Consider the following 24605-nt stretch of genomic DNA (forward strand, 5'->3'; position numbering starts at 1 on the left):
TCCCGCCCGGCAGCGGGGCCGGCGCGGGGTCATCCTGTGCGCGCCCGGCCCGGCCGGCAAGCATGGATCTCCGCCCGGCTTGACAGCGGGGCGGGACCGGCCGCCTTACCCGGGGCACGGAGGCAACGGCATGCGTATCGAGATTCTCTGCACCGGCGACGAGATCCTGACCGGCAAGACGATCAATACCAATTACAGCCACATCGCGCAGCGATTGGGCGAGGCGGGGCTCGAGGTCGTGCACGGCACCACGGTCGGCGACGACCGCGTCAGCCTGCTGGCGGCCTTCCGCCAGGCGGCGAAGCGGGCCGATGCGGTCATCGTCAATGGCGGGCTTGGGCCGACCATCGACGACCTGTCGCAGGAGGTCGCGGCCGAGGCGGCTGGCGCGGCGCTGGTGCTGCACGAGCCCTGGCTGGCGCGGATGGAGGCCTTCTACGAAAGGCGCGGCCGGGTGATGCCTGCCAACAACCGCAAGCAGGCCATGCTGCCAGAGGGCGCCGAGTTCATCGACAACCCGATCGGCACGGCCTGCGGCTTCGCGGTGACGATCGAGGGCGCGCGCTTCTACTTCACGCCCGGCGTGCCGCGGGAGATGCGCCGCATGCTGGAGGAACAAGTGATGCCCCGCCTGCTGGCCAGCGCCGGCCTGCCCGGTGTTGCCCGGCTGAAGCGCTTCCATTCCTTCGGCATCGGCGAATCCCGCGCCGACGAGATGCTGGCGGGGATTGAAGCGATGGCGCCGCCCGGCACCGTCAAGCTGGGCTTCCAGGCGCATTACCCTGAACTGGAGACCAAGCTTGCGGCGCGCGGCGCGGATACGGCCGAACTCGACCGTATCCTGGCGCCGCTGGAGGCGGAGGTGCGTCGGCGGCTCGGCAATTTTATCCTCGCAGAAGACCGGGACTCGCTGGAATCCGTGGTGCTCGGCGCCTTGAGCGGTCGCGGCGGCTCGCTGGCGGTGGCAGAAACCTTCACCGGCGGCAGCATTGCCGCGCGCCTGCTGCAGGTCGACGGCGCCGAGACGCTGTTCCTGCGCGGTGTGGTGAGCCGCGACCCGGCCCAGCTCGCCGCGTCGGTGGGTCTCGCGCCGGACGCCGCTGCGGCACCGGCGATGGCTGAGGCCCTGCGGAGGGCGAGCGGCGCCAGCCATGCGCTGGCCGTGCTGGTGACGATGGATGGCGACGGCACCGAGGCGGGGGGCAGCATCAGCATCGGCCTAGCCGATCCCGCTGGCGCCCTGCTGCGGGAGGCGCGGCTGGTCGGCGGCAGGGAATGGGTGCGCCTCGGCGCGGCCGAGCTCGGGCTCGACTGCCTGCGCCGACACCTGGCCGGCCTGCCGGTCGATGAACGGCTGGACTTCGAGCGGCGGTAAGGCGCGGCTTTCCGTCGGCCGCGCAGCGCCATAGGCTGGCCGGCGGAAGCGGGCGACAGCACCCGCAGGTCGAGGAAACCAAGGCATGAATCGTCTCGATGGCAAGGTCGCGCTGATTTCCGGTGCCGCGCGCGGCATCGGCGGGGAAACCGCGAAGCTCATGGCGCAAGCCGGCGCGAAGCTGGTGGTCGCCGATGTTCTGGACGACGCCGGGCGGCAGATGGTGGACGCGATCCGCACCGCCGGCGGGCAGGCCGAGTATAGCCACCTCGACGTGACGCAGGAGGCGGACTGGACGGCGGCGATCGAACGGGCAACCGACCGCTTCGGCAAGCTCGACATCCTGGTGAACAATGCCGGCGTCTTCATCGGCAAGTCGATCGAGGAGATCAGCCTCGAGGAATGGAACCGATTGGTCGCGGTGAACATGACCGGCGTCTTCCTCGGCACCAAGCTCGCTGCCCCCGCGCTGCGGGAGGCGGCGACGTCGAGCGAGCATGGCAGCGCCATCGTCAACCTGGCCTCGATCGCCGGACTGGTCGGCTCGCAGCTGGACCCGCTCTATTCGATGACCAAGGGCGGCGTGACGCTGTTCACCAAATCCGCCGCGCTCGAGTTCGGCCGCAAGGGCTACCGCATCCGGGTCAACTCGATCCATCCCGGCGTGATCCAGACCGAGATGGGGGAGCAGACCTTCATGGCCCGCGCGCGACGGACCGGCAGCAACGACCCGGGCCCGGTGCGGCAGCAAGTCTCGGACAGCGTGCCCTGGGGCCGGCTTGGCGTGCCACTCGACATCGCCAAGGGGATCGTCTTCCTCGCCTCGGACGACGCCGCCTACATGAACGGCGCCGGCCTGGTGGTGGATGGCGGCTTCACCGCCGCCTGATCCGCAGCGCTACAGCGGGATTTCCGCATCCAGCAGCGGCGCGTGCTGCTGCGCGCCATAGACATCGGTGTCGCCGAAGTCGCCCGCCGGCACCAGCCGCGGCAGCGTCGCCTTGAAGGCGAGCGCCGCGTCATAGGGGGTGAACAGCACGTCGGCTTCCGCCACCTGGTACAGCCGGGCGAAGAGCCCGGCGTGCAATGCACCGGTCGCCTTGACCGCGGCATAGACCGCCGGATCCTCGAACAGCACGTCGATCGTCAGCATGAAGGGGCCAGCATTCTTGCTTTTGCAGATCTGCGCGACGTCGCGGAGCCGGGCCATCAGCCTACCCTCTCGTGCTCGATGGGGAACATCTCATACGGATCGTCCGGCGCCACGGTATGGAAGACGCTGAAGCGGTACAGCGGCCCGAGTGCGATGTCGGAGGGCGAGAAGGGAAAGGCCATGTTGCCCTCCTTGCACAGCCTGCCGTGGAAGTCGGCATGCAGCAGGCTGGTGCGCGCCATGGCCAGCACGGCGTTCGCCACCTCCTGCGTCTCGGCCAGGACCTCGACCACGAACCCCAGCTCGTGTGCCGTGGTGCCCTGCTGCGGCTCCCGCGCGCCCATCACGGCGTCGCGGCCGATGGTCCGGATCGCCATGCGCCAGGAGGAGGCGGGGACGCCGAAATCGGCGGCCTTGGCCGCAACCTTCACGCGGTGCGTTGCCAGATAGTCGTCGACCTGGGCGATCAGTCCGGGATCGCGCGTGGCGCAGAGCGTGATTGCCCGGTAGCCGGCCAGCTCGACGCCTTCCAGCTTCACGGTATAGGTCTCCACCGGCGTCCAGCGCATGCCGCTGATCCGCACGGCGCGATCGGTCACCGCTTCGAACCGCACCTCGGCGGTATCCAGCAACCCGCCCGGCTCGACATGGTGGATCGGGCTGGAATTCTCGTGCAACGCGAAGTTGGCAACCGAGAGCGGCGTGCAGCGGCGGATCGGGTTGGGCGGCTCGCAGACCAGGTGGTCGGGATGGACCGTGACCAGCAGGCAGTCGGGCTCCTTCGGCGTGGTCGGCTCGGCGCCGCATTCCAGCATCTTGCCGGCATACCAGGAAGGTGCCGCGGGCAGTCCTGCGCGCATCGCCGGCGCCACCCATTGCGCCGGGTCGCTGCTGCGCCCGGCCAGCACCACCTGCGCGCCCTGGTCGAGCGCGCGGGCGATGGGTTCCGGCCCCATCATGCCGACGATGCGGGTGGCACGGTCGATCGTCGCGTGATCCAGCGGCGGTAGCTTGGCCAATGCCTTCACCCGCCCTTGGGCGACCCGGCGGAACAGCAGAGCCCTGTCCGGCTCGGCATGGATCAGCGCCATGGGGAACGACAGTCCCTCTTCCCGCGCGATCTCCCGCACCAGGGCGGCGGTGTCCTGCAAATGCGGCTCGCCGCCGGCGCCGCCGGAGGTGCCGATGATGCAGGGGATCCGCGCCGCAACGGCGGCCTGCAGCATCAGCCGCAGGTCGCGCTTGACCGAGAGGCGGGAGCAGAACGACGTTCCGGCACCGAGGTAGTGCGGCCCCGGATCGGTGCTGCCGCCATCGCAGCCGATGACCTGCGGATTGCGCGACATGCCGATGCGAAGGGACTCCTCGGCGAATCCGTAGCCGAGGATGCCGCTGGTCGAGAGCATGGTGAAGCCGGGCTTGTTCATGGCGCGTTCCTCAGGGCTTCGGCAGCAGGCCGGCGCGGGCGGCCTCGGCCCAGACCTGCTCCTCCCGCACCAGGGTGGCGGCGAGCGCCCTCAGGTCCATCGGCGCAGGATCGACCGCCAAGCTGCGCAGCCGTGCCTGCATCGCCGGCGTGGCGCTGATCTCGGCGAGCGCGGTGTTGAGCTGCTGGGTGATGGGCTCAGGGAGCTTCGCCGGGCCGAACAGGCCGAACCAGCCGTCGAACTCCACCTCCGGCACGCCGGCCTCGCGCAGGGTCGGCACCTCCGGCAGCGTGGCGGAGCGCTGCGGCGAGCTGACCGCGATGATCCTGATCTTGCCGCCCGGCAGCAGCCCCATCGCCGTCGCCGGACTGCCCCAGGCGAGCTTCAGGTGGCCGCCCGTCAGGTCGCCGAGATAGGCACCGCTGCCACGATAGGGCACCTCGGTCAGCTGGAGCCCGGCGGCCTGGGCGAAGCGGTTCGCGGTGTAGGAGGACTGCGCGTCGGACGTCGCCTGGGCGAGCTCGCCCGGATGCGTCCGGGCATAGGCGATCATGCCGGGCAGGTCCTTGAACGGGGCATCGACGTTCAGCATCAGCACCAGCGGGTAGCGCGCCATCAGCCCGATCGGCGTGAAGTCGGCCGCCGGGTCGAAGGGCAGCGGGCTGACCATCTGCCGGTTCATCACATGCGTGCTGGTGACTGCCAGCAGCGTGTAGCCATCGGCCGGCGCCCGGGCGACGGCTTCCGTGCCCACCACGCCGTTGGCGCCTGGCCGGTTCTCCACCACAAAGGTCTGGCCGAAGCGCTGCGTCAACTGTTCGGCAAAGGCGCGGGTAGTGATGTCGGTGCCGCCGCCGGGGGCATAGGCGACGACGATCCGCACTGGCCGCGTCGGCCAGGCCGGCTGCGCGCGCAGCGCCGGGGCAGCAAGGACGAGGGCGAGGCCGCCGAACGCGCGGCGGGTGAGCGTGGCGGTCATCAGCGTGCCTCCTTCCATGCGCCGGTGCCCGGCCTTGCCAAACCCAGGTTTTCGCGCAGCGTCGCGCCGGCGTAGTCGCGGTGATAAAGGCCCCGCCGCTGCAGCTCGGGCACCACCAGCCGAGTGAAATCCTCGAAGGACGCCGGATATTGCGAGGCGACGAGGACGAAGCCGTCGCAGCCGCGGCCCTCGAACCATTCCTGCATCTGGTCGGCGACCTGCACCGGCGTGCCGGTGAAGTTGGGGAACTCCCGCGTCGTGCCGCGGCCGGAGAACTGCACGAAATCGCGGATCGTCGGGTTCGGCTTGCCGCTCATCTGGACGATGCGGTCCTTGAAGCCGGTCCAGGACAGCCGGGCGAGTTCGGCATCGGTGAACTCGCTGTCCATGTCCTTCGAGGCGAAATCGAAATTCAGCGCCTCGGACAGCAGCACCACCGCATCCACCGGCTTGGCCAGCGCCTCGGTGAAGGCGCGCTTCTCCTCGGCCTGGGCGGCGGTCTCGGCGACGTTCACGTAGCAGGCCGGGGCGACGGCGACGCTGTCCGGATCGCGTCCGGCTGCGGCGACGGCGGATTTCAGCTCGGCATACTGCTTCCGCCCGGCGGCGAGATTCGGGTAGACGACGAAGATCAGCTCCCCCCAGCGGCCAGCGAAGCGCCGGCCGCGGCCGGACTGGCCGGCCTGGATCAGCACCGGGTGGCCCTGCGGGCTGCGCGGCACCGGCAGCGGACCGTGAGTGTGGAAGAACCTGCCCTCGTGCTTCAGCGCATGGACCTTGCCGCCATCGGCGAAGCGACCGGTTGCCTTGTCGAGGATGATTGCGTCATCCTCCCAGCTGTCCCAATGACCGAGCACGGCTTCCATGAACTCGTCGGCGCGGTCGTAGCGCAGGTCGTGCTCCAAATGCTCGGTACGCCCGAAATTCGCGGCTTCCGAATCATTGAGCGAGGTGACGACGTTCCAGGCGGCGCGGCCGCGCGTCATCAGGTCGAGCGTGGCGAAGAGCCGCGCGACGTGGAAGGGTTCGTAATAGGTAGTCGAATAGGTGCCGCCGAGCCCAAGGCGGGAGGTGACGCCGGACATGACGGCGAGGATCGTCGCCGGGTCCATCTTGACCACGCGGATGCCGTTCTCGACGGCCGCGCGGTGGTCGCGGCCGTAGATGTCGGGCATCGCCAGCCGGTCGTCGAAGAAGGCGAGGTGGAACTTGCCTTCCTCCAGCACGCGCGCCACCCGCATGAAATGGTCGGGGCCGAGATAGTCGGTCGAGGCGGCGGGGTGCCGCCAGGAGCCGGGGGCGATGGAGCAGTTCTGCGCCTGCAGGAAGCCCACCATCTTCATCGTTCGGCCGGGTGCGGCCATGTCGTTCACTCCCCAGGATTGTCAGACGGCGCCGCTGCCGCGCAGCGCCGCGATGTCGCCCATCGCCAGGCCGAGCCATTCGCCCAGCACCGCATCCGTATCGGCGCCGCGGGCACGGCCGGCATGCCGCAGCGTCGCCGGCGTCGCGGTCAGGGTCGGCACGGGCGCGGGCAGCACCAGCTCGCCCGCCCGCTCGTCCAGGATGCGCAGCAGGTTGCCGCGGGCAGCGATCTGCGGGTCGGCAAAGATGTCGGCGATGCTGTTGATCGGTCCCCAGGGCACCTCGGCCGCGTCGCAGGCGGCCCCGAGTTCCTCCATCGGCATCGTCGCCGCCCAGTCGGCGACGATGCCGTTGACCTCGGACCGCGCGGCGATGCGCTGTGCCGTCGTGGCGTAGCGGTCGGCCGCGGTCAGCTCCGTCCGGCCCATCGCCTCGGCCAGACGCGCAAAGATCTTGTCGCTGGTGCAGGCGATGGCGACCCAACGGCCCTCCTTCGTCTGCCAATGGCCGTGCGGCACCACGGTCGGCACGTCGGCGCCCATGCGCTCCCGCACTGTGCCGTTGCGGGCATAGGCCGGGGCGGTCTCGTCCAGCAGGCGGAAGACCGATTCGTACAACCCGATGTCGACATCCTGGCCCTGCCCCGTGCGCTCCGCGACGCGCAGCGCCATCAGCACGCCGACCGTACCCCAGATGCCCGAGAGATAGTCGGCCAGCGAGGTCGAGCCCGGCACCACCGGCCGTCCGTCTGGCTCGCCGGCCAGGTAGCTGAGCCCGCCGAAGCCGTGCGCCACGCGGGCGAAGCCGGGCAGGCCGCGCTTCGGCCCGGTCTGGCCATAGGCGCTGACCCGCAGCACCACCAGCTTCGGGTTGATCTCCCGCAGGCTGTCGGGCGAGAGCCCCCATTTCTCGAGCGTCCCGGGGCGGAAATTCTCCAGCAGCACGTCGGATTGCGCGATCAGCTTGCGAAACACCGCGGCACCCTCCGGATGGCGCAGGTCGAGCGTCATGCACCGCTTGTTGCGCGCCTCGCTCAGCCAGGCGAGCGTATCGCCACATTCGGTCGGCGTGCCGAAGGCGCGCATCGGGTCGCCAAGCTTCGGGTGCTCGATCTTCAGCACCGTCGCGCCGAAATCGGCCAGGATGGTCCCGGCGAAGGGCGCGGCGAGGAAAGTCGCCACGTCCAGCACCTTCACACCCGCCATGGGCTGCGGCGCGGTCATGCCGCCTCTCCCGCCTGGCTCAGGATCTCGCGCGCCATCCGCGCATGCACCGCGTCCACCATGGTTCCCCCCTCCCCCACCGCGCCGGACGAGCCATCGAGCAGCGCGAGCACGCGCCGCGCCCAAGCAAGCCGTGCCGGGTCCGGCCTGAAGACCGCGTTGATGGGCGCCACCTGGTCGGGGTGGATCGCCCATTTCCCCGCATAGCCCAGCGCCCGCGACCGCAGGGCGGAGGCGCGCAGCCCCGCCTCGTCGCGGTAGTCGGCGTAGACCGCGTCGATCGGCCGGATGCCCGCGGCGCGGCAGGCATTGGCGATGCGCGCCAGGGCGTAGTGCCATTGGTCGTTGCGGTGCGGCTCGGGCTCGGCCGGCATGGCGTAGTCTGGGTTCGGCAGGCCCACCGTGCTGTCCGGGGTCCGCATTTCCGCCATGTAGTCGCCGAGGCCGAAAATCATCGTCTCCAGCCGCGGATGCGCCGTCGCTATGATTTCCGCATTGCCGACGCCCTTCGGCGTCTCCACCAGGGCGGCAATGCCGATCCGCCGGCCAGGGCCACGCGCCGCCTCGATCCCGTCGAGCAGTGCGGCAACGAAGCGGATGTCGAAGGGCTCCGAGGACTTCGGCAGCACGATGCGGTCGAGCCGCGGGCAGGCCGCGGCGACCTCGACGATGTCGCGGTGGCACCAGGGCGTGCCGATGCCGTTGACGCGGACCGACATGATTCTGCCGCCCCAGTCGATCCCGTTCAGTGCGCCGATCGCCGCCAGCCGCGCCGCATCCTTCCGGTCCTCCGCCACCCCGTCCTCGAGGTCCAGCACCACGGCATCCGCCGCGCCGGCCGCGGCCTTGCCGAAGAAGCGCTCGGCGCTGGCCGGCACCGACAGTTCGCTGCGCTGCGGGCGGTGGCCCTCGACGCCCGTATCCGTTGCTGTCACGCTGCGGCCTCCGCCATGTCCGTCAACCTCAAGCTGCTGAATGCCTTCCTGGCCGTGGCCGAGCACGGCAGCTTCCGCCGCGCGGCGGAACTGGCCGGCCGCTCGCAGTCGGCGCTGTCGGTGCAGGTGCGGGATTTGGAGGACCAGCTCGGCGCCTCGCTCTTCCACCGCACCACCCGCTCCGTCGGCCTGACGCGGGAGGGCGAGGCGCTGCTGCCGCATGCCCGCCGCGCGATCGCCGAGATGGAGGCCGGGCTGCGCCAGGTGCGGGCGGCCGCCGGCATGCAGGACGGGCGGCTGGCGCTCGGTTGCCCGCCGCATATCGCCGCAACCACGCTGCCGGCGCTGTTCATGCAATTCCACGCCGCGCATCCCGGCGTCGCGCTCAGCATCCGGGAGATGCCGCAGGCCGGGGTGCTGGAAGGGATCCGGCGGCAGGAGCTGGATTTCGGCATCGGACCGCGCCCGGCGCATGCCCCGAGCCTGGTCTTCGCCCCGTTGATGGAGGAGGAGATCGTCGCCCTGGCCCCGCCGCGCTTCGCCCCGGCCGGCGACAGCATCGGCCTCGCGGCGCTCGGTGCCTTGCCGGTTCTCATCACCTCCGGCACCAACAGCATGCGGGCGATGGTGGAGGAAGCGGCGGCCAGCATCGGCGTCTCCTTCCATCTGCGCTGCGAGGTGCAGATGCCGGAGACGGCGATCGCCCTGGCGGCGATGGGGCTTGGGGTGGCAATCGTGCCGCAGCTCGCGCTGGTTGGCCGCGGGCTGGCCGGGCTGCGGCTGCTGCGGATCAGCGATCCGCCGCTGCTGCGGGAGGTCGGCATCGTCCAGTTGCGCGGACACCGGCTATCGCCGGCAGCGACAACTTTCCAGGAACTGCTGCGGTCGCGGCTGATCGCCCTGCCCTTGCCGGCGGCGGATGCGCTGCCATCCGATGATCCTGGCCTTTGCGCCATGGCGTTCCCATCCCGCGCCGCGGAAGCCGCGGCTCCGGGGGGATCAAAGCCCGCCCCTTGCCGGACAGGCAAATGAGTTTCGACAAGCGATTGATCGTATTTCCGCTGCATCCGGCGGGGGCCGTTCCGCTTCGCGGCGGCGACCGACTGGTCTAGGTTTCGGTACATCACGTGGGAGACGCGACCATGACCGAAGCCAGGCTTGCCCCAAACCTGCCGGAGTGGATGGTGGAACACGCCAACCGCTACCTCTCGAGCGGCGGCACGGATGGCCACATGTACACCGTGACCCCGCCCGGGCGGCAGCAGATGACGGTGCCATCGCTGCTGCTGACCACCACCGGGCGGAAGTCCGGCGACCGCTACATCTTCCCGCTTTTCTACGGGGATGTCGGCGAGGGCTGGGTCATTGTCGCCTCCAAGGGTGGCGCGCCGGAGCATCCCGGATGGTACCGCAACATCCTCGCCAACCCCGAGGTCGAAGTGCAGGTCGGCACGCGGAAGACGAAGGCGAGCGCGCGGACCGTAACGGGCGAGGAGCGCGCCCGGCTCTGGCAGCAGGCGCTGGAATTCTGGCCGCCCTATGCGGATTACGCGCTGAAGACCGAACGCGAGATCCCGGTGGTGGTGCTCGACCCCATCGAATAGAGCAGATCGTCGGAATGCCCGGACGGGTGATTCTGCTCTGACGAGAATGGACTACAGCGGTGCGGCGTTCATTTTGGAACGCAAACCGCTGTAGCCGCGGCCGGGGCGCCGCATGATGGGGGCAAACAATCGCCCTGCCGCCGCGTTGGGAGGCACTCACCCCATGACGGAGCCACCCGGCGATGATCAAGCTCGGCTACAAGCTGATGTCCGAGGAGCACGGGCCGAAGGACCTCGTCCGCAACCTCGTGCGGGCCGAACAGGCCGGTTTCGACCTTGCCGCCATCTCCGACCATTTCTCCCCCTGGGTCGAGGAACAGGGCCATGCGCCGCTGGCCTGGTCGGTGCTCGGCGCGGCGGCGCAGGCGACCACCCGCATCGGGCTGATGACGGCGGTGACCTGCCCGATCATGCGCTACCACCCGGCCATCATCGCCCAGGGTGCGGCGACCATCGCCCTGCTGAGCGACAACCGGTTCACCCTTGGCCTCGGCGCCGGCGAGCGGCTGAACGAGCACGTCGCAGGCCAGGGCTGGCCCGGCGTCGGCGAGCGGCACGAGCGGTTGTCGGAAGCGATCGACATCATCCAGGGCCTGCTGACCGGCGACCTCAGCAACTACCGCGGGCAGTATTTCCGGCTCGACCAGGCGCGGCTCTACGACCGGCCGAGCGAGAAGCCGCCCGTGGTGATGGCGGCCGGCGGCCCGGAAGCGGCGCGGCTGGCCGCCCGCAAGACCGACGGGCTGGTGGTGACCGAGCCGAAGCCCGAACTGGTCGAGGCCTTCCGCTCGGCGAATGGGAACGGCCCGCGCTATGCCGAGGTGTCTATGTGCTGGGCACCGTCCGCGGACGAGGCGCAGAAAACCGCGCACCACTACTTCCGCTGGGCGGTCACCGGCTGGGCGGTGCAGGCCGAGTTGCCCAATACCCGGGGATTCGCCGCCGCGACCAAGCACGTGACGCCCGAGATCGTGGCGCAGCAGGTGACCTGCGGCCCGGCGGCGGAAGTCCACCTGGACGCCATCAACAAGTACATCGATGCCGGCTACGACCACATCATCCTGACCCAGGTCGGGCCCCGCCAAGCCGAGTTCATCGAGTTCTTCGAGCGTCAACTGGCGCCCGCGCTGCGGCGGCGCTGAGCACCGGCGGGCGCGGTATCATCGGTCCCGCGCCCTCCACCCGGGGTAGATAATTCCGAGACCGCAGCAAGCATCGCGTTCTCACTGATTCGTCACCGCGTTCATTGGCCGTGCCAGGGCCATGCTGGCGCATCGGTCCATGGGTTGGGCCGGCCAGCTGCCGTCGCCACGGCATGGCGATGCGACCGGAGACAGGATGCGAGGGTTCGAAGGTCCCGCAGCGGCGGCACCGCGCAGGCTGGCCATGACGCTCGTCCTGGCTCTCTTTCCCGCTCTGGCCGGCTGCGACAGCCATGAGGAGGAGGCGCCACCCATGGCACCCCCTTCGGTCACCGTCACCAAGGCCGTCCGCCAGGAGGTCACCGACTGGGACGAGTTCACCGGCCGCTTCGTCAGCACCGAACGGGTCGAGCTGCGCGCCCGGGTCAGCGGCTACCTCGACAGCATCTCCTTCGCCGACGGCCAAGTGGTCAAGCGCGGCGACATGCTGTTCCGCATCGACCCGCGCCCCTTCGTCGCCGCGGTGACGGAAGCCGAAGCGCGGCTGACCGGCGCGCGGTCCCAGGCCACGCTGGCCCAGCAGGAATACGACCGCGCGAAGAACCTGCTGCAATATCGCGCGGCGTCCGAAGCCAATCTCGAGCAGCGCGTCCAGGCGGTGGAGAATACCAAGGCGCAGGTCGTGCAGGCCGAGGCGGCGTTGCAACGGGCCCGGCTGGACCTGGAGTTCACCACGATCCGCGCGCCGCTGGCGGGCCGCATCGGCCGGCACCTGGTCAGTCCCGGCAACCTGGTCTCGGGCGGGGAGGCAAGCTCGGCGACGCTGCTCGCCACCATCGTCACCATGGACCCGATCGACTTCAGCTTCGATCTCGACCAGGCCTCGGCGCTGCGCTACGTGCGCCTTGCCCAGCGCGGCGACCGGCCCTCCTCGCGCGACTTCGAGAACCCGGTGCAGCTTGCCCTGGCGGACGAGGCCGGCTTCCCGCACCAGGGGCGCGTCGTCTTCGTCGACAACGAGGCCGATGCGGGCACCGGCACCATCCGCCTGCGCGCCCGCTTCGACAACCCGCACGACCTCTTCGCCCCCGGCGTCTTCGCCCGCGTCCGGCTGATCGCCAGCGCCCCCTACCAGGCCGTGCTCGTGCCGGATGCGGCGGTGGCGACCGACCAGTCGCGGCGCGTGCTCTATGTGCTGGGGGGCGGCAACATGCCGGAGGCGCGGCAGGTCAGGCTCGGCCCGCTGCATGACGGGTTGCGGGTGATCCGCGACGGGCTGCACGGCAACGAGGAGGTGGTGGTCGGCGGCATGATGCGGGTGCGGGCAGGCCAGCCCGTCGTGCCGCAACGCCCCGCCGCGCCGGGCGCAGTCTCGGATGCCCGGCCCTGAGCAACCTCGGCGTCCTCTCGGTACGGCAACCGGTCCTTGCCTGCGTCCTGTCGCTGGTGCTGCTGATCGTCGGCGGGCTGTCGATGCTGTCGCTGCCGATCTCCGAATACCCGGATGTCGTCCCGCCGACCGTCGTCGTCGCCACCACCTATCCCGGTGCCTCCGCCCAGGTGGTGGCGGATACCGTGGCGACGCCGATCGAGCAGGAGGTGAACGGGACCGAGGGCATGCTCTACATGTCGTCGCAGTCCACCGCCGATGGGCGGATGAGCCTGACGGTCACCTTCCGCCTCGGCACCGACCCGGACCGCGCGCAGATCCTGGTGCAGGGCGCCGTCGCCGCGGCGCTGCCCCGCCTGCCCGAGGAGGTGCGCCGCTGGGGCGTCACCACCCGCAAGCTCGCCACCGACCGGTTGATGGTGATCTTCGTCAGCTCGCCGGATGGCAGCTACGACCAGCTCTACGTATCCAACTACGCGCTGCGCCAGGTGCGGGACGAGCTGCTGCGGATCGACGGCATCGGCGACATCGACATGCAGGGCGCGCGCGACTACGCCATGCGCGTCTGGCTCGACCCCGGCCGCATGGCGACCAATGGCATCATCGCCGAAGACGTGGTCGCCGCCATCCAGGCGCAGAATGCCGAGGTCGCCGGCGGCCAAATCGCCGAGCCACCGGTCGCCGACCAGGCCTTCCAGCCCAACCTGACCTTCCGCGGCCGCCTGGCCGACCCGGCCGAATTCGAGAAGATCGTCATCCGCGCCGGCGCCGACGGCCGCCTGCTGCGGCTCTACGACATCGGCCGGGTGGAGCTGGGCGCCGCCTCCTACACCACCAGCAGCACGCTGCAGGGCCGCCCGGCGGTGGCGCTGGCGGTCACCCAGCGGCCTGGCTCGAACGCACTGGCGACGGCCGAGGAGATCCGCGCCCGGCTCGCCGCCATCGCGCGCAACTTCCCCGCCGGCATCACCGCCGAGATCGCCTACGACCCGACCCGCTTCGTCGCCGAGAGCGTGCACGAACTGGCGGTGACGATCGGCGAGGCGGTCTTCCTGGTGGTGCTGGTGGTGCTGCTGTTCCTGCAGAACTGGCGCGCCGCGACCATCCCGATCCTGGCCATCCCGGTCTCCCTGATCGGCACCTTCGGGGTAATGATCGCCTTCGGCTTCACCCTCAACGTGCTGACGCTGTTCGGCCTGGTGCTGGCGGTCGGCATCGTCGTCGACGACGCCATCGTGGTGGTGGAGAATGTCGACCGCCACCTGCGGACCGAGACCTCGGTCCAACGCGCCGCCACGGCGACCATGCTGGAGGTCGGCGGGGCGCTGCTGTCGATCGCTCTCGTGCTCTGCGCCGTCTTCGTGCCGACCGCCTTCCTCGAAGGGATCACCGGCCGCTTCTTCCGCCAGTTCGCCGTCACCATCGCGGTCGCCACCGCGCTGTCCTGCTTCTGCTCGCTCACCCTCAGCCCGGCGCTGGCGACGCTGATCCTGCGGCATGAACCGCCACGGCCCCCCCCGCGCCGGCGCGGCCCGGCCCGGCTGCTGCGCTGGGCGCTGACCCGCTTCAACCGCGGCTTCGACCGGCTGGCGCGCGGCTATGCGGCGCTGACCCGCCGGCTGGCGCCGCGCACGCTGCCGATGCTGGCGCTCTATGCGCTGCTGATCGCAGGCGCCGGCGGGCTGCTGGCCAGCGCGCCGCAGGGCTTCGTCCCGGCGCAGGACCGCGGCTACGCCACCATCTCCATCGAGCTGCCCGGCGGCGCCTCGCTCGCCCGGACGACCGAGGTGGTGGAGCGCGCCGCCGCCATCGCGCGCGAGGTGCCGGGCATCGCCAGCGTCTCGGCGCTGGCCGGCGTCTCCGGCGCCACCAACACCGCCGGCAGCAACCAGGGCACGATCACGCCAGTCTTCGCCCCCTGGTCGGACCGCCTGCCGCAGGGCGACACCGCCGCGCGCATCATGCGCGAGTTGCTGCGCCGGCTGGCGGTGTTGGAGGAGGCGGCCGTGCTGGTGATTCCGCCGCCTGCAGTGCCGGGCCTCGGCAGCGGCGCCGGCTTCGCGCTGCGGCTGGAGGATCGCACCGGCCGTGGCACCGAGGTGCTGGCCGCGGCGGCCGAGACCCTGGTCGCGGCCCTGGGGCGCACGCCCGGGCTGGCCGGAGTCTATTCCCCCTTCAAGGTCGACGCGCCGCTGGTCGCGGTGGACATCGACCGCACCCGGATCGAGATGCTGGGCGTGCCGGTGGCGCGGCTCAGCCAGAGCATCGAGACGCTGCTCGGCTCCTCCTACATCAACGACTTCACCGCCTATGGCCGCAACTGGCGAGTGGTGGCGCAGGCCTCGCCGGAATTCCGCCGGCTTCCGTCCGACCTCGCGCGGGTTTATACCCGCAATTCCCAGGACCAGATGGTGCCGCTGGCCAATGTCATGGCGCTGCGCGACATCACCGGGGCGCAGCGCGTGCCACGCTACAACCTCTATCCCGCGGCCGAGGTCGCCGGGGAGATCCTGCCCGGCACCGGCTCGGCAGCCGCCATCGCCGTTGTGGAGCGCGTCGCGCGGCAGGTTCTGCCAGACGGCATCCGCTTCGAATGGACCGAGCTATCCTACGAGCAGACGCAGAGCGGCAATGCCGGCCTGCTGGTCTTCCCCTTGTGCGTGCTGTTCGTCTACCTGGTGCTGGCCGCGCAGTACGGGTCCTGGAGCCTGCCCTTCGCGGTGATCCTGATCGTGCCGATGTGCCTGCTGACCTCGACGCTCGGCGTCCGGCTGCTGGGGCAGGACGTCAACATCCTGACCCAGATCGGCTTCGTCGTGCTGGTCGGGCTGGCGGCGAAGAATGCCATCCTGATCGTCGAATTCGCCCAGCAGCGTGAGGAGGAAGGCGAGAGCGCGCTGGACGCGGTGGTGGCCGCCTGCCAGTTGCGGCTGCGCGCCATCCTGATGACCTCGCTCGCCTTCATCCTCGGCGTGCTGCCGCTGGTGATCGCCACCGGCGCCGGGTCGGAGATGCGGCGCGCGGTCGGCACGGCGGTCTTCTTCGGCATGATGGGCGTGACCGTCTTCGGCCTGCTCTTCACCCCGGTCTTCTACCTGGCGATCCGCCGGCTGGTCGGACCGAAACGCTCGGCGCTGCGGGAGATGGCGCGCCAGGCACGCTGACGCGCCAGCATTTCCCGCTCGCCCCAGCAGCCCGATCTCGCCTAGCCTTCCACGCAAGAACAAGGAGGAGGACGTGATGACGGGGCTCTCTCGCAGGCAATTGGTCAAGGGCTCGGCCCTGGCGCTCGGCACCGGGCTGGCCGCCCCGGCCCTGGCCGCATCCGGGCCGATCCGCATCGGCTGGCTGCCGGCGCTGACCGGCCCCTCCTCCTCCACCGGCATTGCGATCAACCGCGGCATCGTCTTCGGGGTCGCCGAATTGAACGCCGCCGGCGGCATCCAGGGCCGCAAAGTCGAGCTGGTCGTCCGCGACACCCAGAGCGATCCGACCAAGGCGGTGAACGCCGCCGCCGAGCTGACCCGCAGCGAGAAGGTCAACGTGCTCTACGGCCCCGGCAATTCGGGCGAGGCGCTGGCCTGCACCGCGGTCATCGCCCGCGCCCGCACGCCGCAGCTCAACCCCTGCTTCGTCGATGAAGTGATCGACGCCGAGAAATATCCGCTGGCCTTCCGCACCGCACCGTCCAACCAGCAGGTCGGCGCTGCCGCCAACCGCTTCGTCATGGACATCCTGAAGATCCGGCAGATCGCCGTGATCGGCGACACCAGCGGCTACGGCACCTCCTCGGTGAAGGCCTTCGCCGGCATGCTGACCGCCGCTGGCGCCACTGTGGCCTACGAGGCGACGATCGACGCCAACCAGCCCGACCTGCTGCCCGACATGATGCGGATGCGCAATGCGGGCGCCAGGGCGATCATGCCCTGGAGCGTCAACCCGGGCTTCCTCTCACGCATTCTCAACGTGCGGGCGGCGATGGGCTGGGACGTGATCGTCGCCGGCCAGCCGACCCTCGGCTCAGGCCAGACCCGGGCGTTGCTCGACCGGCCGGAGAATTGGGAGAAGGTCTACCAGACCAATTTCCGCAATCTCTGCTACGGCGAGGATGGCCGGTTGCCGCCGCGAACCGCCGACCTTGTCGCCCGGCTGCAGGCGGCGAAGGTCGAGACGTCCGACACGCTGCTCTGGTGGATTGCCGCGGGCTACGACATCGCCGCGCTGGTCGCCGCCGCGGTGCGGGAGGTGGGCGAGGCGCCGGAGCGAATGGCCAGCTACTGGAACACCGCCGGTCCCTTCGACGGCGTCTATGGCCGCTATGCCTGGGGTCCGCGGCAGCACAACGGCTACCCGGATGAGGGCGTGGTGATGTCGCAGGCCAATTCCTTCCGCGACGGCACCTTCCGCCTGGCCCCCGGCTACGACTGACGGCAGGCTCCGCCATGCAGGACGGCAAATCGGTCGCCACGCGGCGATTGCCGGACTCACGGAATTGAATGAGGGGTCCGGGGAGAATACCTTCTCCCCGGCCTTTTCCCTTTGCGGACCCTCAGCCCTTGCCATGGGCGCGCAGCGGCACCCCGGTCCAGCCCTCGTACAGCTTCGCCACCGTCGTCATGTCCGCCTGCGGGCCCTGCGCCGCCTCGGTCATCGCCCAGATCTCCCGCGCCAGGCCGGTCAGCGGTGCCGGCACGCCGAGCGCGGCGCATTCCGCCATGGCGAGCGACATGTCCTTCTGCGCGATGTGGTTGGTGGACCCCACATCGAAGCTGCCGGTCAGCACGGCGCGCGGATACTTGGAATCGGTCGAGCTGTTGCGGCCGGTGCCGGCATTGATGACCTCGCACATCAAGGCGGGGTCGAGGCCCGCCTTGGCGCCGAGCGACAAGGCCTCCGCAGTCAGCACCATGCCGGCCAGGGAGAGCAGGTTGTTGGCAAGCTTCATCGCCTGGCCGAGCCCGGGGGCGTCGCCGACGACGAAGACGTGGTTGCCGATCACCTCCATCGCCGGCCGCGCCATGGCGACGGCGTCCGGCGCGCCCGCCGCCATGACGGCCAGCACGCCGGTCTGCGCGCCGATCGCGCCGCCGCTGATCGGGCTGTCCACCAGCGCCACGCTCCGGGCCGCGAGGCCCTCGGCGATGCGCCGTATGGCGGGACTGCCGATGGTCGACATCTCGACATAGGTCCGCAGGGCATGGCCAGGCGCGGAGACGACGCCTTCCGCGCCGAGCGCCACCGACTCGGAGATGGAGGGTGCCGGCAGGCAGGCGAAGACGAGCGGGCAACGGGCACCGAGCTCCCGCGCGCCGCCCGCAACCGGCTCGGCACCGGCGTCCGCCGCGCGGGCCATGGCATCGGTCCGGATGTCGTGCACCAGGATGCGGTGGCCGGCAACACGGCCCCAGGCCGCGAGGCGCGCCACGATCGGTCCGCCCATCGAGCCGAGGCCCAGGAAGCCGATGGTGTCGGTCATGCGCTTTTCCTCCCCCAGAAAGGCCCTTGTTGCCACGGCGGCCCGGCCCTGGCGATGACCGCTCCGCTCCCCGCTGCCGGCGCGGCCGCCGCGCGACCTGCCGCCGCCACGGGTGGCCAGACCAGGACGCTTGCCGAATGGCGCTTGTCCTGGCCTGCCCCGGTCGGCGAGAATCGCCGCAATCGAGGGAGGAAACGAGTGCCATGACCCAGCTGGCCGAACCCCAAGCAGCCCCGCCAGGCCTTTCCCGCGCCGAACACGCGGCCGGGATGAGCGCCTATCGCGCTGCGGGCGAAAAGCTGGCCGCCGAGATCGGCAATCGCGGCCCCTTGCGGCTGACCGAGGACGGCGCGCTGCATCCGGATATCCAGGCCGCCTATTGGCGGCACGGCTACTACATCTTCGAAGGCGTCATCGACGCGGCAGAGGTCGAGGCGCTGCGCGCCGACGCTCAGGCGATGCTCGCGCGCGCCCCGGTCGGGCCTGACGCGACGCTCGACGCGCAGGGCCGGCCGGCGCTCGGCCTCGACTATGCCCGGCTGCCCTATCGCTTCACCAAGCCGCTGGCCGATCCCTGGGGTGGCACGCAGCTGCTGGGCGGGCGGCATCCGGCGCAGATGGTGCAACCCAAGCCTGATGCGGGCGCGCCGGAGCACGTCGTGTTCCTGATGTACTCGATGTGCCAGTCGATGCCGTCCGGCCTGCGGCTCTATGGCCACCCGGGCCTGCTGGCCGCGGCGCAATCGATCAACGGTGCGGATTTCGTGCCGTTCAATGACGCGATCTTCGTCAAGCAGCCAGGCCTTGGCGGCTCCGTTGCCTGGCACCAGGATGGTGTCACGCACTGGAACTCGCCGGAGTGGGACGAGGGGATTCACGGCTTCAATTTCCAGGTTCAGCTCTACCCGACGACGCTCGGCAACTGCCTCTGGGTGATCCCCGGCTCGCACAAGCTGGGCAAGGCCGACATCAAGGCGATGGTGCGGGAGAATGGCGGCAGCGAACAGTTGCCGGGCGCGGTGCCGCTGGTCTGCGCCGCCGGCGACGTGACCATGGTCAACCGGCAGATGGTGCACGGCTCCTTCGCCAATTCCTCGCCCGACCTGCGGATCTCGCTGACCTTCGGCTTCCATCGCCGCAAATCCGTGCTGGGCCAGAAGGCCGCGCTGTCGATCGAGGACAGCAAGGCGGTCTATGACGAAACGCGGATCTTCGAGCGCTCGGCGGTGATCCAGGTGGCGATCGATGCGCGGCACCAGGCCTTCCCCGATGCGCCGGTCTTTCGCTACCAGCCCTTCACCGGGCGAGAGGACGAGTTCCGCTTCACGCCGGAAACATTCGATCGCGTCATCCGGGACTACAATACGAAGGACCTCGCCATCTGATCTCGAGGCGCGGGCCCTGGGGCCCGCGCCCGGCCACCGCTACAGCGGCCTGATCTCCACCTTACGGAAGCGCACAACCCCGCGGTCGTTGACGACGCCCTTGTCGTCCTTCAGGCCGGCGCCGTGCTGAAGGGCGATGCGCCCGGTCGGGTGCTTGGCGTCACGGGCGCCATCCGCGGTCTTCTGGCCGTTCAGCACCACGGTGAAGCTGTCGCCCTTCGCGGTGATCTCGAGGACGTTCCACTTCCCCCCGGCCTTCGGCATGGGATCGACCGCGGCGACGTCCACGATGGCGCCGGTGCCGTATCTTGGCTCCGGCCGCTCGTCCCAGATGTTCACCTCGTAGCCGTTGGTCGAGGTCGGATTGGCGGGATCGGTGGCGCGTATGAAGATGCCGCTGTTGGTCGCCGTATCCGCCCAGAATTCCACCCGCAACGCGAAGTCGGCATAGGGCGCCTGCGTCACCAGGAAGCCGTTGCCGCGGTCGGCGACCAACGCGCCGTCCTCGACGCGCCAGTTGGCGCCCCCGAGCTTGTCCCAGCCGGTGAAGTCGCGGCCGTTGAACAGCGCGGTCCAGCCGGATGACTGGGCCAGCGCCCGTCGCCAGCCGCCGAGCCCGGCCGCGCCGGCCCAGAGCGACATGCCGAGAGTGAGCGTCCTGCGCTTCATGCTGGGTTCCTCCCCATTGCGTCCGGTTGACTCCGGTCGACAGCGGAAAGGCTAGGTCCGATCTGCGGTGCGGCCAACCGCCTGGCCGCGGCCTACAGGAAGCCCACCGGCGCGCGGCCCAGCATGACCTGCCCCACCGCGGTGAAATGCGCGGCGCGCGACTGGATCTGCTGCGACAGGGTGTGGATGTCGCGGAAGCGCCGCTCGAAGGGGCTGCCGGGGAAGATGGCATCCACCCCGGCGGCCTTGTAGGCGAAATCCGCCACCTCGACAGATGCCTGGATCGCCTGCGCGCAGCCCAGCCGCAGCCGGGCCCGCTCCGCCACGGGCAGCGCCGCCCCGGCTTCCGCCGCGTCATGCATCTCGCCGAGCATCGAGAGCAGCCAGGCGCGCGCCGCGCCGAGCTTCGCCGTCGCCCGCGCCACCTCCGACTGCACCAGGGCATCCTCCGCGAGCAGCGCCTGGCCGCGCGGCGCCTTGGTCATGGCCAGGGCGACGAACTGCTGCAGCATCGCCCCGCCGGTGCCGAGCGCCACGCCGGCGACGCCGACCGCGTAGAGCCCCTGCTGGGTGAAGGCATAGAGCGGCCCCGGCTCCCGCCGCAGGCTGGGGTCCTCCCGCGTGCTGCTGAAGGCCTCGGGGACGAAGACATCCCCGACCGTGTAGGAATCGGACGCCGTGCCGCGCAGCCCGATCGGATTCCAATTGTCCAGCAGCCTGGCTTCCGCGGCGGGGAAGATCAGCGTGCGGATCGCCGGCCGGCCGAGATGGTTCTGCCGCAGCCCGCCATCGGCCTCCCGCACCCGGCAGTGCACGCCCATCCAGCTCGCCAGCCGGCAGCCGCTGGCGAAGTCGAAGCGGCCGGAGACGCGGTAGCCGCCCGGCACCGCGTCCGCGATCGTCTCGTTCGGCGGCCCCCAGGCCAGCACGCTGCGCGGGTCGGCGAAGATCGTGCGCGCCACCGCGGGGTCGAGATAGGCGGCGATCAGCACCGTGCTGTTGGCAACGAACAGATTCCAGGCGACGGAGGCATCCTGCCGCGCCGCCGCCTCGATCGCCAGGAGATAGGTCGCCGGATGCACCTCGTCGCCGCCGGCCGAACGCGGCAGCAGCATGCGGAACAGGCGGGACCGGTGCAGCGCCTCGACCAGCGTGGGCGGGATGCGGCGGGTCGCCTCGATCTCCGCCGCTGCCGCCGCGATCGCCTCCGCCAGGGCCTCGGCGCGGCCGGGCGGGTCGGCTGCCGCGCCGGGCGCGACGATCGGGTGGTCCATCTCGGCACCCCGCTGGCTCGTTTTTCCAGTCACATTGCGGGCCGGGCGGCGCCGCCTGTCAATGCGCCGCCGCGATCGTCGTCCGCTGGATGCGCGCGGGTCGCGCCGTCAGGCCGCGCCGCGTCGTTCCAAGGCGAGCCTCGGCGGGGTACCCGGGTTGATGCTGGGCGGCGGCGCAACCGGCTGCCCCGGCACGCGCGCCGCATCGCCGCCGCGCCGGTCACGGCCGGTGATCAGCCGGGCGCCGCGGTCGCCGCCTGGTACAGCGGCGGCTGGAACAGGTGGTGGTTGTGGCGGTCCACCAGCGTGACTGCGCAGGGCGCGCGGGCCAGGGCCCGCGCCGCTTCCAGCCCGCCGAAGCCAGCCCCGAGGATCACCGCGCGAAGCGGCTTCGCGCTCGTCGGGTCCCGGGTCATTCCTGCGTCCTCGTCACCGGGAGAGCGGAGGCAACCGCCGGGATGGCAAGCCGTCGCCGGCTGCACCGGGATCGCCCAGGCCGTTCCGAAGCTCCATGGGGACGCCGCCGGCCCCGTCCGCGTTACCCCGGCCGACGCAGCATCCGGAGGCGACGATGAACGGCACCGAATCCCACGCCGGCCTGCATGCGACGTCCGAGGCACCGATGCGCACGGCAGTGATCCTGCCCTGGCAGCAGGACGGCCAGTCGCGCGATGCCGAGGCACGGCTGGCGGAGGCGGCGGAGCTCGGCGGCGTGGCGCGGGTGGGAGTCTGCCCCGGCGAGGTCGCCGCCTCCGCCCTGACCGGGGAAGGCCTGCCGGCCCTGCTATCGGCAGTCGATACGCAGAGGTCGGAAGGGCTGGTGACCATCGGCTTCGATATCCTCACCTCGGACAGCGCGCAGTTCGCCCGGCTCTATGGCCATGACGAGGTGATCGGGCGGCACGACGGCCACGCCGCCATCCATGTCACCCTTCGCCTGGCGCCGAAGGACCGTGCATGTTTCGAGCGGCGAAGGGATGCCGCACCCGGGCGTTAGTGCCGGCGTGAACCTCTTCCTCGACCTCGACGGCGTGCTCGCCGATTTCGACCGCGGCGTACAGGCGGTATGCGGCCAGCGGCCGGAGGACCTGCCGCTCAAGACCATGTGGGCGGCCTTGGCCCGCGCGCCCCGCTTCTTCGAGACGCTGGGGATGATGCACGATGCCGAGGCGCTGTGGCGCTTCTGCGCGCCGCATCGCCCCACCATCCTCACCGGTCTGCCGCTCGGGTCCTGGGCGCCGGCGCAGAAGCGGCGCTGGGTCGCGCGGATGCTTGGCGCGCATGTGCCGGTGATCACCTGCATGAGCCGCGACAAGCCGCGCTGGTCGGCGCCTGGCCATGTTCTGGTCGATGACCGCATCGCCGCCCGCGACGGCTGGGAACGGAAGGGCGGCCCCTTCGTCCACCACGTCTCGGCCGAGCGGAGCATCGCACGGCTGCGGGAACTCGGGATCGGCGATTGACGGCGCGACGTTCCGCCGCCGCGCCGCATCCCGGCGCCGCGGGCCACGTTGGCGCGGCAGGACAGGCAGGAGACGTCGCATGGCCGACCAGCACGATGACCGAAAAATCCCGGAGATGCCCGCGGTGGACGAGGCGCGGCTGAAGGGCGCGACGCCGCAGCAGCCCTCCGGCACCGGCGGCGGGCCGAAGGGCGGGCAGGGCATCGCCTCCGGCCACAATCCGGGCGGCACGATCCCGGGCGGCGGGCCGGCGGCCGGGCTCGGCAGCCTCGGCACCGGCAATGCCGAGACCGGAGGCGCCGCGACCGGCGCGGTGAAGCGGGGTGGCCGATGAGCGAGGCGGACCGGCGCCGCCCGACGCCGCAGGGCCCGAACGCGGCCGGCCCCGGCAACGCGCATTACGGGCCGCCGCGCGACGCGCCGGGTCCCTGGGGCACCGGCGAGGAGCCCTTCGACCCCGCCGGTGGCAAGCCCGCGGCCGATCCGGCAAAGGCGGCGGCCGACCTGCTGGCACGGGGCAAGGACGGTCCGCCGGCCGCGGGAGATGCCGGGCCGGAGGCCGCCGGCGGGAAGGACGCAGCCGGTCCGGGCTGAATCCAGGAAGCGCTGCCCTCGCCTGCAACCCGGCGGCGGGGCGCGCCGTTGGGACAGGATATTGCGCCGCAGCATTCCCCGTTTCCCGACAGGACGCACCCTGCCCTCAGCCCATCAGCCCCATGTCGTCGTGATCACCGGCGCCTCCAGCGGCATCGGCCGCGCCACCGCGCTCGCCTTTGCCGAACGCGGCGACATCGTCGTGCTCGCGGCGCGGCGGGAAGGCATGCTGGCCGACGCCGCGCGCGACTGCGAGGCAGCCGGCGGTACCGCCCTGGCAGTGCCGACCGACGTGACCGAGGAAGCCGCGGTCGAGGCGCTCGGCCGCGCCGCGCTCGCGCACTTCGGCCGCATCGATGTCTGGTTCAACAATGCCGGCGTCGGCGCCTTCGGACGGCTGGATGCGATTCCGACCGAGGCCTGGAAGCGGGTGATCGAGGTCAACCTGTACGGCTACCTGCACGGTGCCAGGGTGGCGATGCGGCAGTTCCGCGCGCAGGGCCATGGCCTGCTGGTGCAGAACGCCTCCATCGTCGGCCGCACCGCGAAGCCGGACAGCACGCCATATGCCACGAGCAAATTTGCCATTCGCGGCTTCTCCGAGGCGCTCCGGCAGGAGGTGCTGGACCAGCCGGGCATCCAGGTCTGCACCGTTCTGCCCTCGGTCATCGACACGCCCTTCTTCCAGCACGCCGCCAATTTCAGCGGTCGCCGGGTGCAGGCGCCGCCGCCGGTCTACGACGCGGCGGATGTCGCCGATGCGGTGGTCGGCCTGCTCGACCAGCCGCAGGCCGAGGTGATCGTCGGAGGCTTCGGCCGGATCGCCGCGGCGCAGGACAGGCTGGTGCCGGCAGTCGCCACCTGGTTCACCGGCCGCGCGCTGCACACCGGCTTCCTTTCGGCCGAGCCGAGCGGCGACAGCCCCGGCGCGCTCTTCGCGCCGGCGCCGGACGAGCACGCCGTGGATGGCGGCTGGAGCGAGGCGGCCGGCCTCGGCGGGGCGCCGCTTGCGGCCATGGCCAACCTGGCGGCGCTGCCGCTCGACTTCATGGCGCTGCCGCTGCGGCTGCTCGACCTCGGCATGGCCATTGGCTTCCGCCTGCTGGAGGCCATGGCGCCGGCCGCCAGGCCTGGCCCGGTCTCGAAGTAGC

Annotated in this window: 24 protein-coding genes; 14 read left to right on the top strand and 10 right to left on the bottom strand. The window is 71.0% G+C overall.

Annotated features, from left to right (window positions below; all coding sequences use genetic code 11):
- Nucleotides 1–130 precede the first annotated feature (130 nt).
- Together E2C06_RS22610 and E2C06_RS22615 are read left to right on the top strand one after the other, a co-directional pair.
- On the top strand, nucleotides 131–1375 hold the full coding sequence (locus tag E2C06_RS22610; RefSeq protein ID WP_133290878.1) for a CinA family nicotinamide mononucleotide deamidase-related protein: 1245 nt from the start codon (nucleotides 131–133) through the stop codon (nucleotides 1373–1375).
- Nucleotides 1376–1460: 85 nt separating this feature from the next.
- On the top strand, nucleotides 1461–2264 hold the full coding sequence (locus E2C06_RS22615; RefSeq protein WP_133290879.1) for a glucose 1-dehydrogenase: 804 nt from the start codon (nucleotides 1461–1463) through the stop codon (nucleotides 2262–2264).
- 9 nt (nucleotides 2265–2273) lie between these two features.
- Here the strand turns inward: E2C06_RS22615 and E2C06_RS22620 are convergent, their stop codons facing one another.
- From E2C06_RS22620 to E2C06_RS22645, 6 genes are read right to left on the bottom strand one after another with little or no spacing between them, the layout of a single operon-like run.
- Nucleotides 2274–2585, bottom strand: a complete 312-nt coding sequence (locus E2C06_RS22620) for a DUF4387 domain-containing protein (RefSeq protein WP_133290880.1) — start codon at nucleotides 2583–2585, stop codon at nucleotides 2274–2276.
- Nucleotides 2585–3955, bottom strand: coding sequence for an acyclic terpene utilization AtuA family protein (locus tag E2C06_RS22625; RefSeq protein ID WP_241671418.1), 1371 nt, complete (start codon nucleotides 3953–3955; stop codon nucleotides 2585–2587). The genes E2C06_RS22620 and E2C06_RS22625 overlap by 1 nt, the downstream gene beginning before the upstream one ends.
- A 10-nt stretch (nucleotides 3956–3965) precedes the next feature.
- Nucleotides 3966–4934 carry a Bug family tripartite tricarboxylate transporter substrate binding protein gene (locus tag E2C06_RS22630; protein ID WP_165982580.1) on the bottom strand — a complete coding sequence of 323 codons (969 nt, stop codon included), beginning with the start codon at nucleotides 4932–4934 and terminating at the stop codon, nucleotides 3966–3968.
- Nucleotides 4934–6298, bottom strand: a complete 1365-nt coding sequence (locus E2C06_RS22635) for an LLM class flavin-dependent oxidoreductase (RefSeq protein ID WP_133290882.1) — start codon at nucleotides 6296–6298, stop codon at nucleotides 4934–4936. The genes E2C06_RS22630 and E2C06_RS22635 overlap by 1 nt, the downstream gene beginning before the upstream one ends.
- A gap of 21 nt (nucleotides 6299–6319) precedes the next feature.
- The gene (locus tag E2C06_RS22640) at nucleotides 6320–7522 is read right to left on the bottom strand and encodes a CaiB/BaiF CoA transferase family protein (RefSeq protein WP_133290883.1); all 1203 of its coding nucleotides are present in this window, start codon (nucleotides 7520–7522) and stop codon (nucleotides 6320–6322) included.
- Nucleotides 7519–8457: an HpcH/HpaI aldolase/citrate lyase family protein gene (locus tag E2C06_RS22645; RefSeq protein ID WP_133290884.1), complete on the bottom strand. Its 939-nt coding sequence runs from the start codon at nucleotides 8455–8457 to the stop codon at nucleotides 7519–7521. Before E2C06_RS22645 ends, E2C06_RS22640 begins: the two co-directional genes overlap by 4 nt.
- 15 nt (nucleotides 8458–8472) lie before the next feature.
- Here E2C06_RS22645 and E2C06_RS22650 point away from each other — a divergent pair, with 15 nt between their 5' ends.
- From E2C06_RS22650 to E2C06_RS22675, 6 genes are all read left to right on the top strand, one after another.
- Nucleotides 8473–9489, top strand: coding sequence for a LysR family transcriptional regulator (locus tag E2C06_RS22650; RefSeq protein WP_133290885.1), 1017 nt, complete (start codon nucleotides 8473–8475; stop codon nucleotides 9487–9489).
- Between the two features lie 110 nt (nucleotides 9490–9599).
- The gene (locus E2C06_RS22655) at nucleotides 9600–10061 is read left to right on the top strand and encodes a nitroreductase family deazaflavin-dependent oxidoreductase (protein ID WP_133290886.1); all 462 of its coding nucleotides are present in this window, start codon (nucleotides 9600–9602) and stop codon (nucleotides 10059–10061) included.
- Between the two features lie 182 nt (nucleotides 10062–10243).
- Complete coding sequence (locus E2C06_RS22660) at nucleotides 10244–11203, top strand: TIGR03557 family F420-dependent LLM class oxidoreductase (RefSeq protein WP_133290887.1); 960 nt, start codon at nucleotides 10244–10246, stop codon at nucleotides 11201–11203.
- 244 nt (nucleotides 11204–11447) lie between these two features.
- On the top strand, nucleotides 11448–12593 hold the full coding sequence (locus E2C06_RS22665) for an efflux RND transporter periplasmic adaptor subunit (RefSeq protein WP_206664638.1): 1146 nt from the start codon (nucleotides 11448–11450) through the stop codon (nucleotides 12591–12593).
- Complete coding sequence (locus E2C06_RS22670) at nucleotides 12590–15757, top strand: efflux RND transporter permease subunit (RefSeq protein ID WP_133290889.1); 3168 nt, start codon at nucleotides 12590–12592, stop codon at nucleotides 15755–15757. The genes E2C06_RS22665 and E2C06_RS22670 overlap by 4 nt, the downstream gene beginning before the upstream one ends.
- A gap of 76 nt (nucleotides 15758–15833) precedes the next feature.
- Nucleotides 15834–17021, top strand: a complete 1188-nt coding sequence (locus E2C06_RS22675; protein ID WP_133290890.1) for an ABC transporter substrate-binding protein — start codon at nucleotides 15834–15836, stop codon at nucleotides 17019–17021.
- Between the two features lie 121 nt (nucleotides 17022–17142).
- Here the strand turns inward: E2C06_RS22675 and E2C06_RS22680 are convergent, their stop codons facing one another.
- Entirely contained in the window at nucleotides 17143–18069 is a 927-nt protein-coding gene (locus tag E2C06_RS22680; RefSeq protein ID WP_133290891.1) for an NAD(P)-dependent oxidoreductase, read from the bottom strand.
- 203 nt (nucleotides 18070–18272) lie between these two features.
- On the opposite strand from E2C06_RS22680, the gene E2C06_RS22685 reads away from it, so the two are divergent.
- Nucleotides 18273–19454 carry a phytanoyl-CoA dioxygenase family protein gene (locus E2C06_RS22685; RefSeq protein WP_165982581.1) on the top strand — a complete coding sequence of 394 codons (1182 nt, stop codon included), beginning with the start codon at nucleotides 18273–18275 and terminating at the stop codon, nucleotides 19452–19454.
- 39 nt (nucleotides 19455–19493) lie between these two features.
- Here E2C06_RS22685 and E2C06_RS22690 read toward each other — a convergent pair whose 3' ends face one another.
- The 3 genes from E2C06_RS22690 to E2C06_RS22700 all read right to left on the bottom strand — a co-directional run bounded on the left by E2C06_RS22690 (nucleotide 19494) and on the right by E2C06_RS22700 (nucleotide 21813).
- Nucleotides 19494–20123, bottom strand: a complete 630-nt coding sequence (locus E2C06_RS22690) for a 3-keto-disaccharide hydrolase (protein ID WP_206664639.1) — start codon at nucleotides 20121–20123, stop codon at nucleotides 19494–19496.
- 92 nt (nucleotides 20124–20215) lie between these two features.
- Nucleotides 20216–21397, bottom strand: a complete 1182-nt coding sequence (locus tag E2C06_RS22695) for an acyl-CoA dehydrogenase family protein (protein ID WP_133290893.1) — start codon at nucleotides 21395–21397, stop codon at nucleotides 20216–20218.
- Nucleotides 21398–21630: 233 nt separating this feature from the next.
- On the bottom strand, nucleotides 21631–21813 hold the full coding sequence (locus E2C06_RS22700) for an FAD-dependent oxidoreductase (RefSeq protein ID WP_133290894.1): 183 nt from the start codon (nucleotides 21811–21813) through the stop codon (nucleotides 21631–21633).
- Between the two features lie 155 nt (nucleotides 21814–21968).
- Here E2C06_RS22700 and E2C06_RS22705 point away from each other — a divergent pair, with 155 nt between their 5' ends.
- The 5 genes from E2C06_RS22705 (at nucleotide 21969) to E2C06_RS22725 (ending at nucleotide 24604) form a co-directional block, all read left to right on the top strand.
- Complete coding sequence (locus E2C06_RS22705) at nucleotides 21969–22394, top strand: HflX GTPase family protein (RefSeq protein WP_133290895.1); 426 nt, start codon at nucleotides 21969–21971, stop codon at nucleotides 22392–22394.
- Nucleotides 22375–22860 (top strand): hypothetical protein, encoded by a 486-nt coding sequence (locus E2C06_RS22710; protein ID WP_133290896.1) that lies wholly within the window; start codon nucleotides 22375–22377, stop codon nucleotides 22858–22860. Before E2C06_RS22705 ends, E2C06_RS22710 begins: the two co-directional genes overlap by 20 nt.
- A gap of 79 nt (nucleotides 22861–22939) precedes the next feature.
- Entirely contained in the window at nucleotides 22940–23194 is a 255-nt protein-coding gene (locus E2C06_RS22715; RefSeq protein ID WP_133290897.1) for a hypothetical protein, read from the top strand.
- Complete coding sequence (locus E2C06_RS22720) at nucleotides 23191–23454, top strand: hypothetical protein (RefSeq protein WP_133290898.1); 264 nt, start codon at nucleotides 23191–23193, stop codon at nucleotides 23452–23454. The genes E2C06_RS22715 and E2C06_RS22720 overlap by 4 nt, the downstream gene beginning before the upstream one ends.
- Nucleotides 23455–23515: 61 nt before the next feature.
- Nucleotides 23516–24604 (top strand): SDR family oxidoreductase, encoded by a 1089-nt coding sequence (locus E2C06_RS22725; protein ID WP_206664640.1) that lies wholly within the window; start codon nucleotides 23516–23518, stop codon nucleotides 24602–24604.
- Nucleotide 24605 lies beyond the last annotated feature (1 nt).

Origin of the sequence: Dankookia rubra, from assembly GCF_004355005.1 — a bacterium.
GTDB classification, from domain to species: domain Bacteria; phylum Pseudomonadota; class Alphaproteobacteria; order Acetobacterales; family Acetobacteraceae; genus Paracraurococcus; species Paracraurococcus ruber_A.

Bases quoted from the DNA above. Each gene is read 5' to 3' on its own strand.
- E2C06_RS22655 (WP_133290886.1), top strand. From the start codon at position 9,600: ATGACCGAAGCCAGGCTTGCCCCAAACCTGCCGGAGTGGATGGTGGAA.
- E2C06_RS22675 (WP_133290890.1), top strand. From the start codon at position 15,834: ATGACGGGGCTCTCTCGCAGGCAATTGGTCAAGGGCTCGGCCCTGGCG.
- E2C06_RS22690 (WP_206664639.1), bottom strand. From the start codon at position 20,123: ATGAAGCGCAGGACGCTCACTCTCGGCATGTCGCTCTGGGCCGGCGCG.
- E2C06_RS22615 (WP_133290879.1), top strand. From the start codon at position 1,461: ATGAATCGTCTCGATGGCAAGGTCGCGCTGATTTCCGGTGCCGCGCGC.
- E2C06_RS22715 (WP_133290897.1), top strand. From the start codon at position 22,940: ATGGCCGACCAGCACGATGACCGAAAAATCCCGGAGATGCCCGCGGTG.
- E2C06_RS22660 (WP_133290887.1), top strand. From the start codon at position 10,244: ATGATCAAGCTCGGCTACAAGCTGATGTCCGAGGAGCACGGGCCGAAG.
- E2C06_RS22625 (WP_241671418.1), bottom strand. From the start codon at position 3,955: ATGAACAAGCCCGGCTTCACCATGCTCTCGACCAGCGGCATCCTCGGC.
- E2C06_RS22685 (WP_165982581.1), top strand. From the start codon at position 18,273: ATGACCCAGCTGGCCGAACCCCAAGCAGCCCCGCCAGGCCTTTCCCGC.
- E2C06_RS22635 (WP_133290882.1), bottom strand. From the start codon at position 6,298: ATGGCCGCACCCGGCCGAACGATGAAGATGGTGGGCTTCCTGCAGGCG.
- E2C06_RS22630 (WP_165982580.1), bottom strand. From the start codon at position 4,934: ATGACCGCCACGCTCACCCGCCGCGCGTTCGGCGGCCTCGCCCTCGTC.
- E2C06_RS22610 (WP_133290878.1), top strand. From the start codon at position 131: ATGCGTATCGAGATTCTCTGCACCGGCGACGAGATCCTGACCGGCAAG.
- E2C06_RS22700 (WP_133290894.1), bottom strand. From the start codon at position 21,813: ATGACCCGGGACCCGACGAGCGCGAAGCCGCTTCGCGCGGTGATCCTC.
- E2C06_RS22720 (WP_133290898.1), top strand. From the start codon at position 23,191: ATGAGCGAGGCGGACCGGCGCCGCCCGACGCCGCAGGGCCCGAACGCG.
- E2C06_RS22680 (WP_133290891.1), bottom strand. From the start codon at position 18,069: ATGACCGACACCATCGGCTTCCTGGGCCTCGGCTCGATGGGCGGACCG.
- E2C06_RS22665 (WP_206664638.1), top strand. From the start codon at position 11,448: ATGACGCTCGTCCTGGCTCTCTTTCCCGCTCTGGCCGGCTGCGACAGC.
- E2C06_RS22710 (WP_133290896.1), top strand. From the start codon at position 22,375: ATGCCGCACCCGGGCGTTAGTGCCGGCGTGAACCTCTTCCTCGACCTC.
- E2C06_RS22695 (WP_133290893.1), bottom strand. From the start codon at position 21,397: ATGGACCACCCGATCGTCGCGCCCGGCGCGGCAGCCGACCCGCCCGGC.
- E2C06_RS22705 (WP_133290895.1), top strand. From the start codon at position 21,969: ATGAACGGCACCGAATCCCACGCCGGCCTGCATGCGACGTCCGAGGCA.
- E2C06_RS22650 (WP_133290885.1), top strand. From the start codon at position 8,473: ATGTCCGTCAACCTCAAGCTGCTGAATGCCTTCCTGGCCGTGGCCGAG.
- E2C06_RS22640 (WP_133290883.1), bottom strand. From the start codon at position 7,522: ATGACCGCGCCGCAGCCCATGGCGGGTGTGAAGGTGCTGGACGTGGCG.
- E2C06_RS22620 (WP_133290880.1), bottom strand. From the start codon at position 2,585: ATGGCCCGGCTCCGCGACGTCGCGCAGATCTGCAAAAGCAAGAATGCT.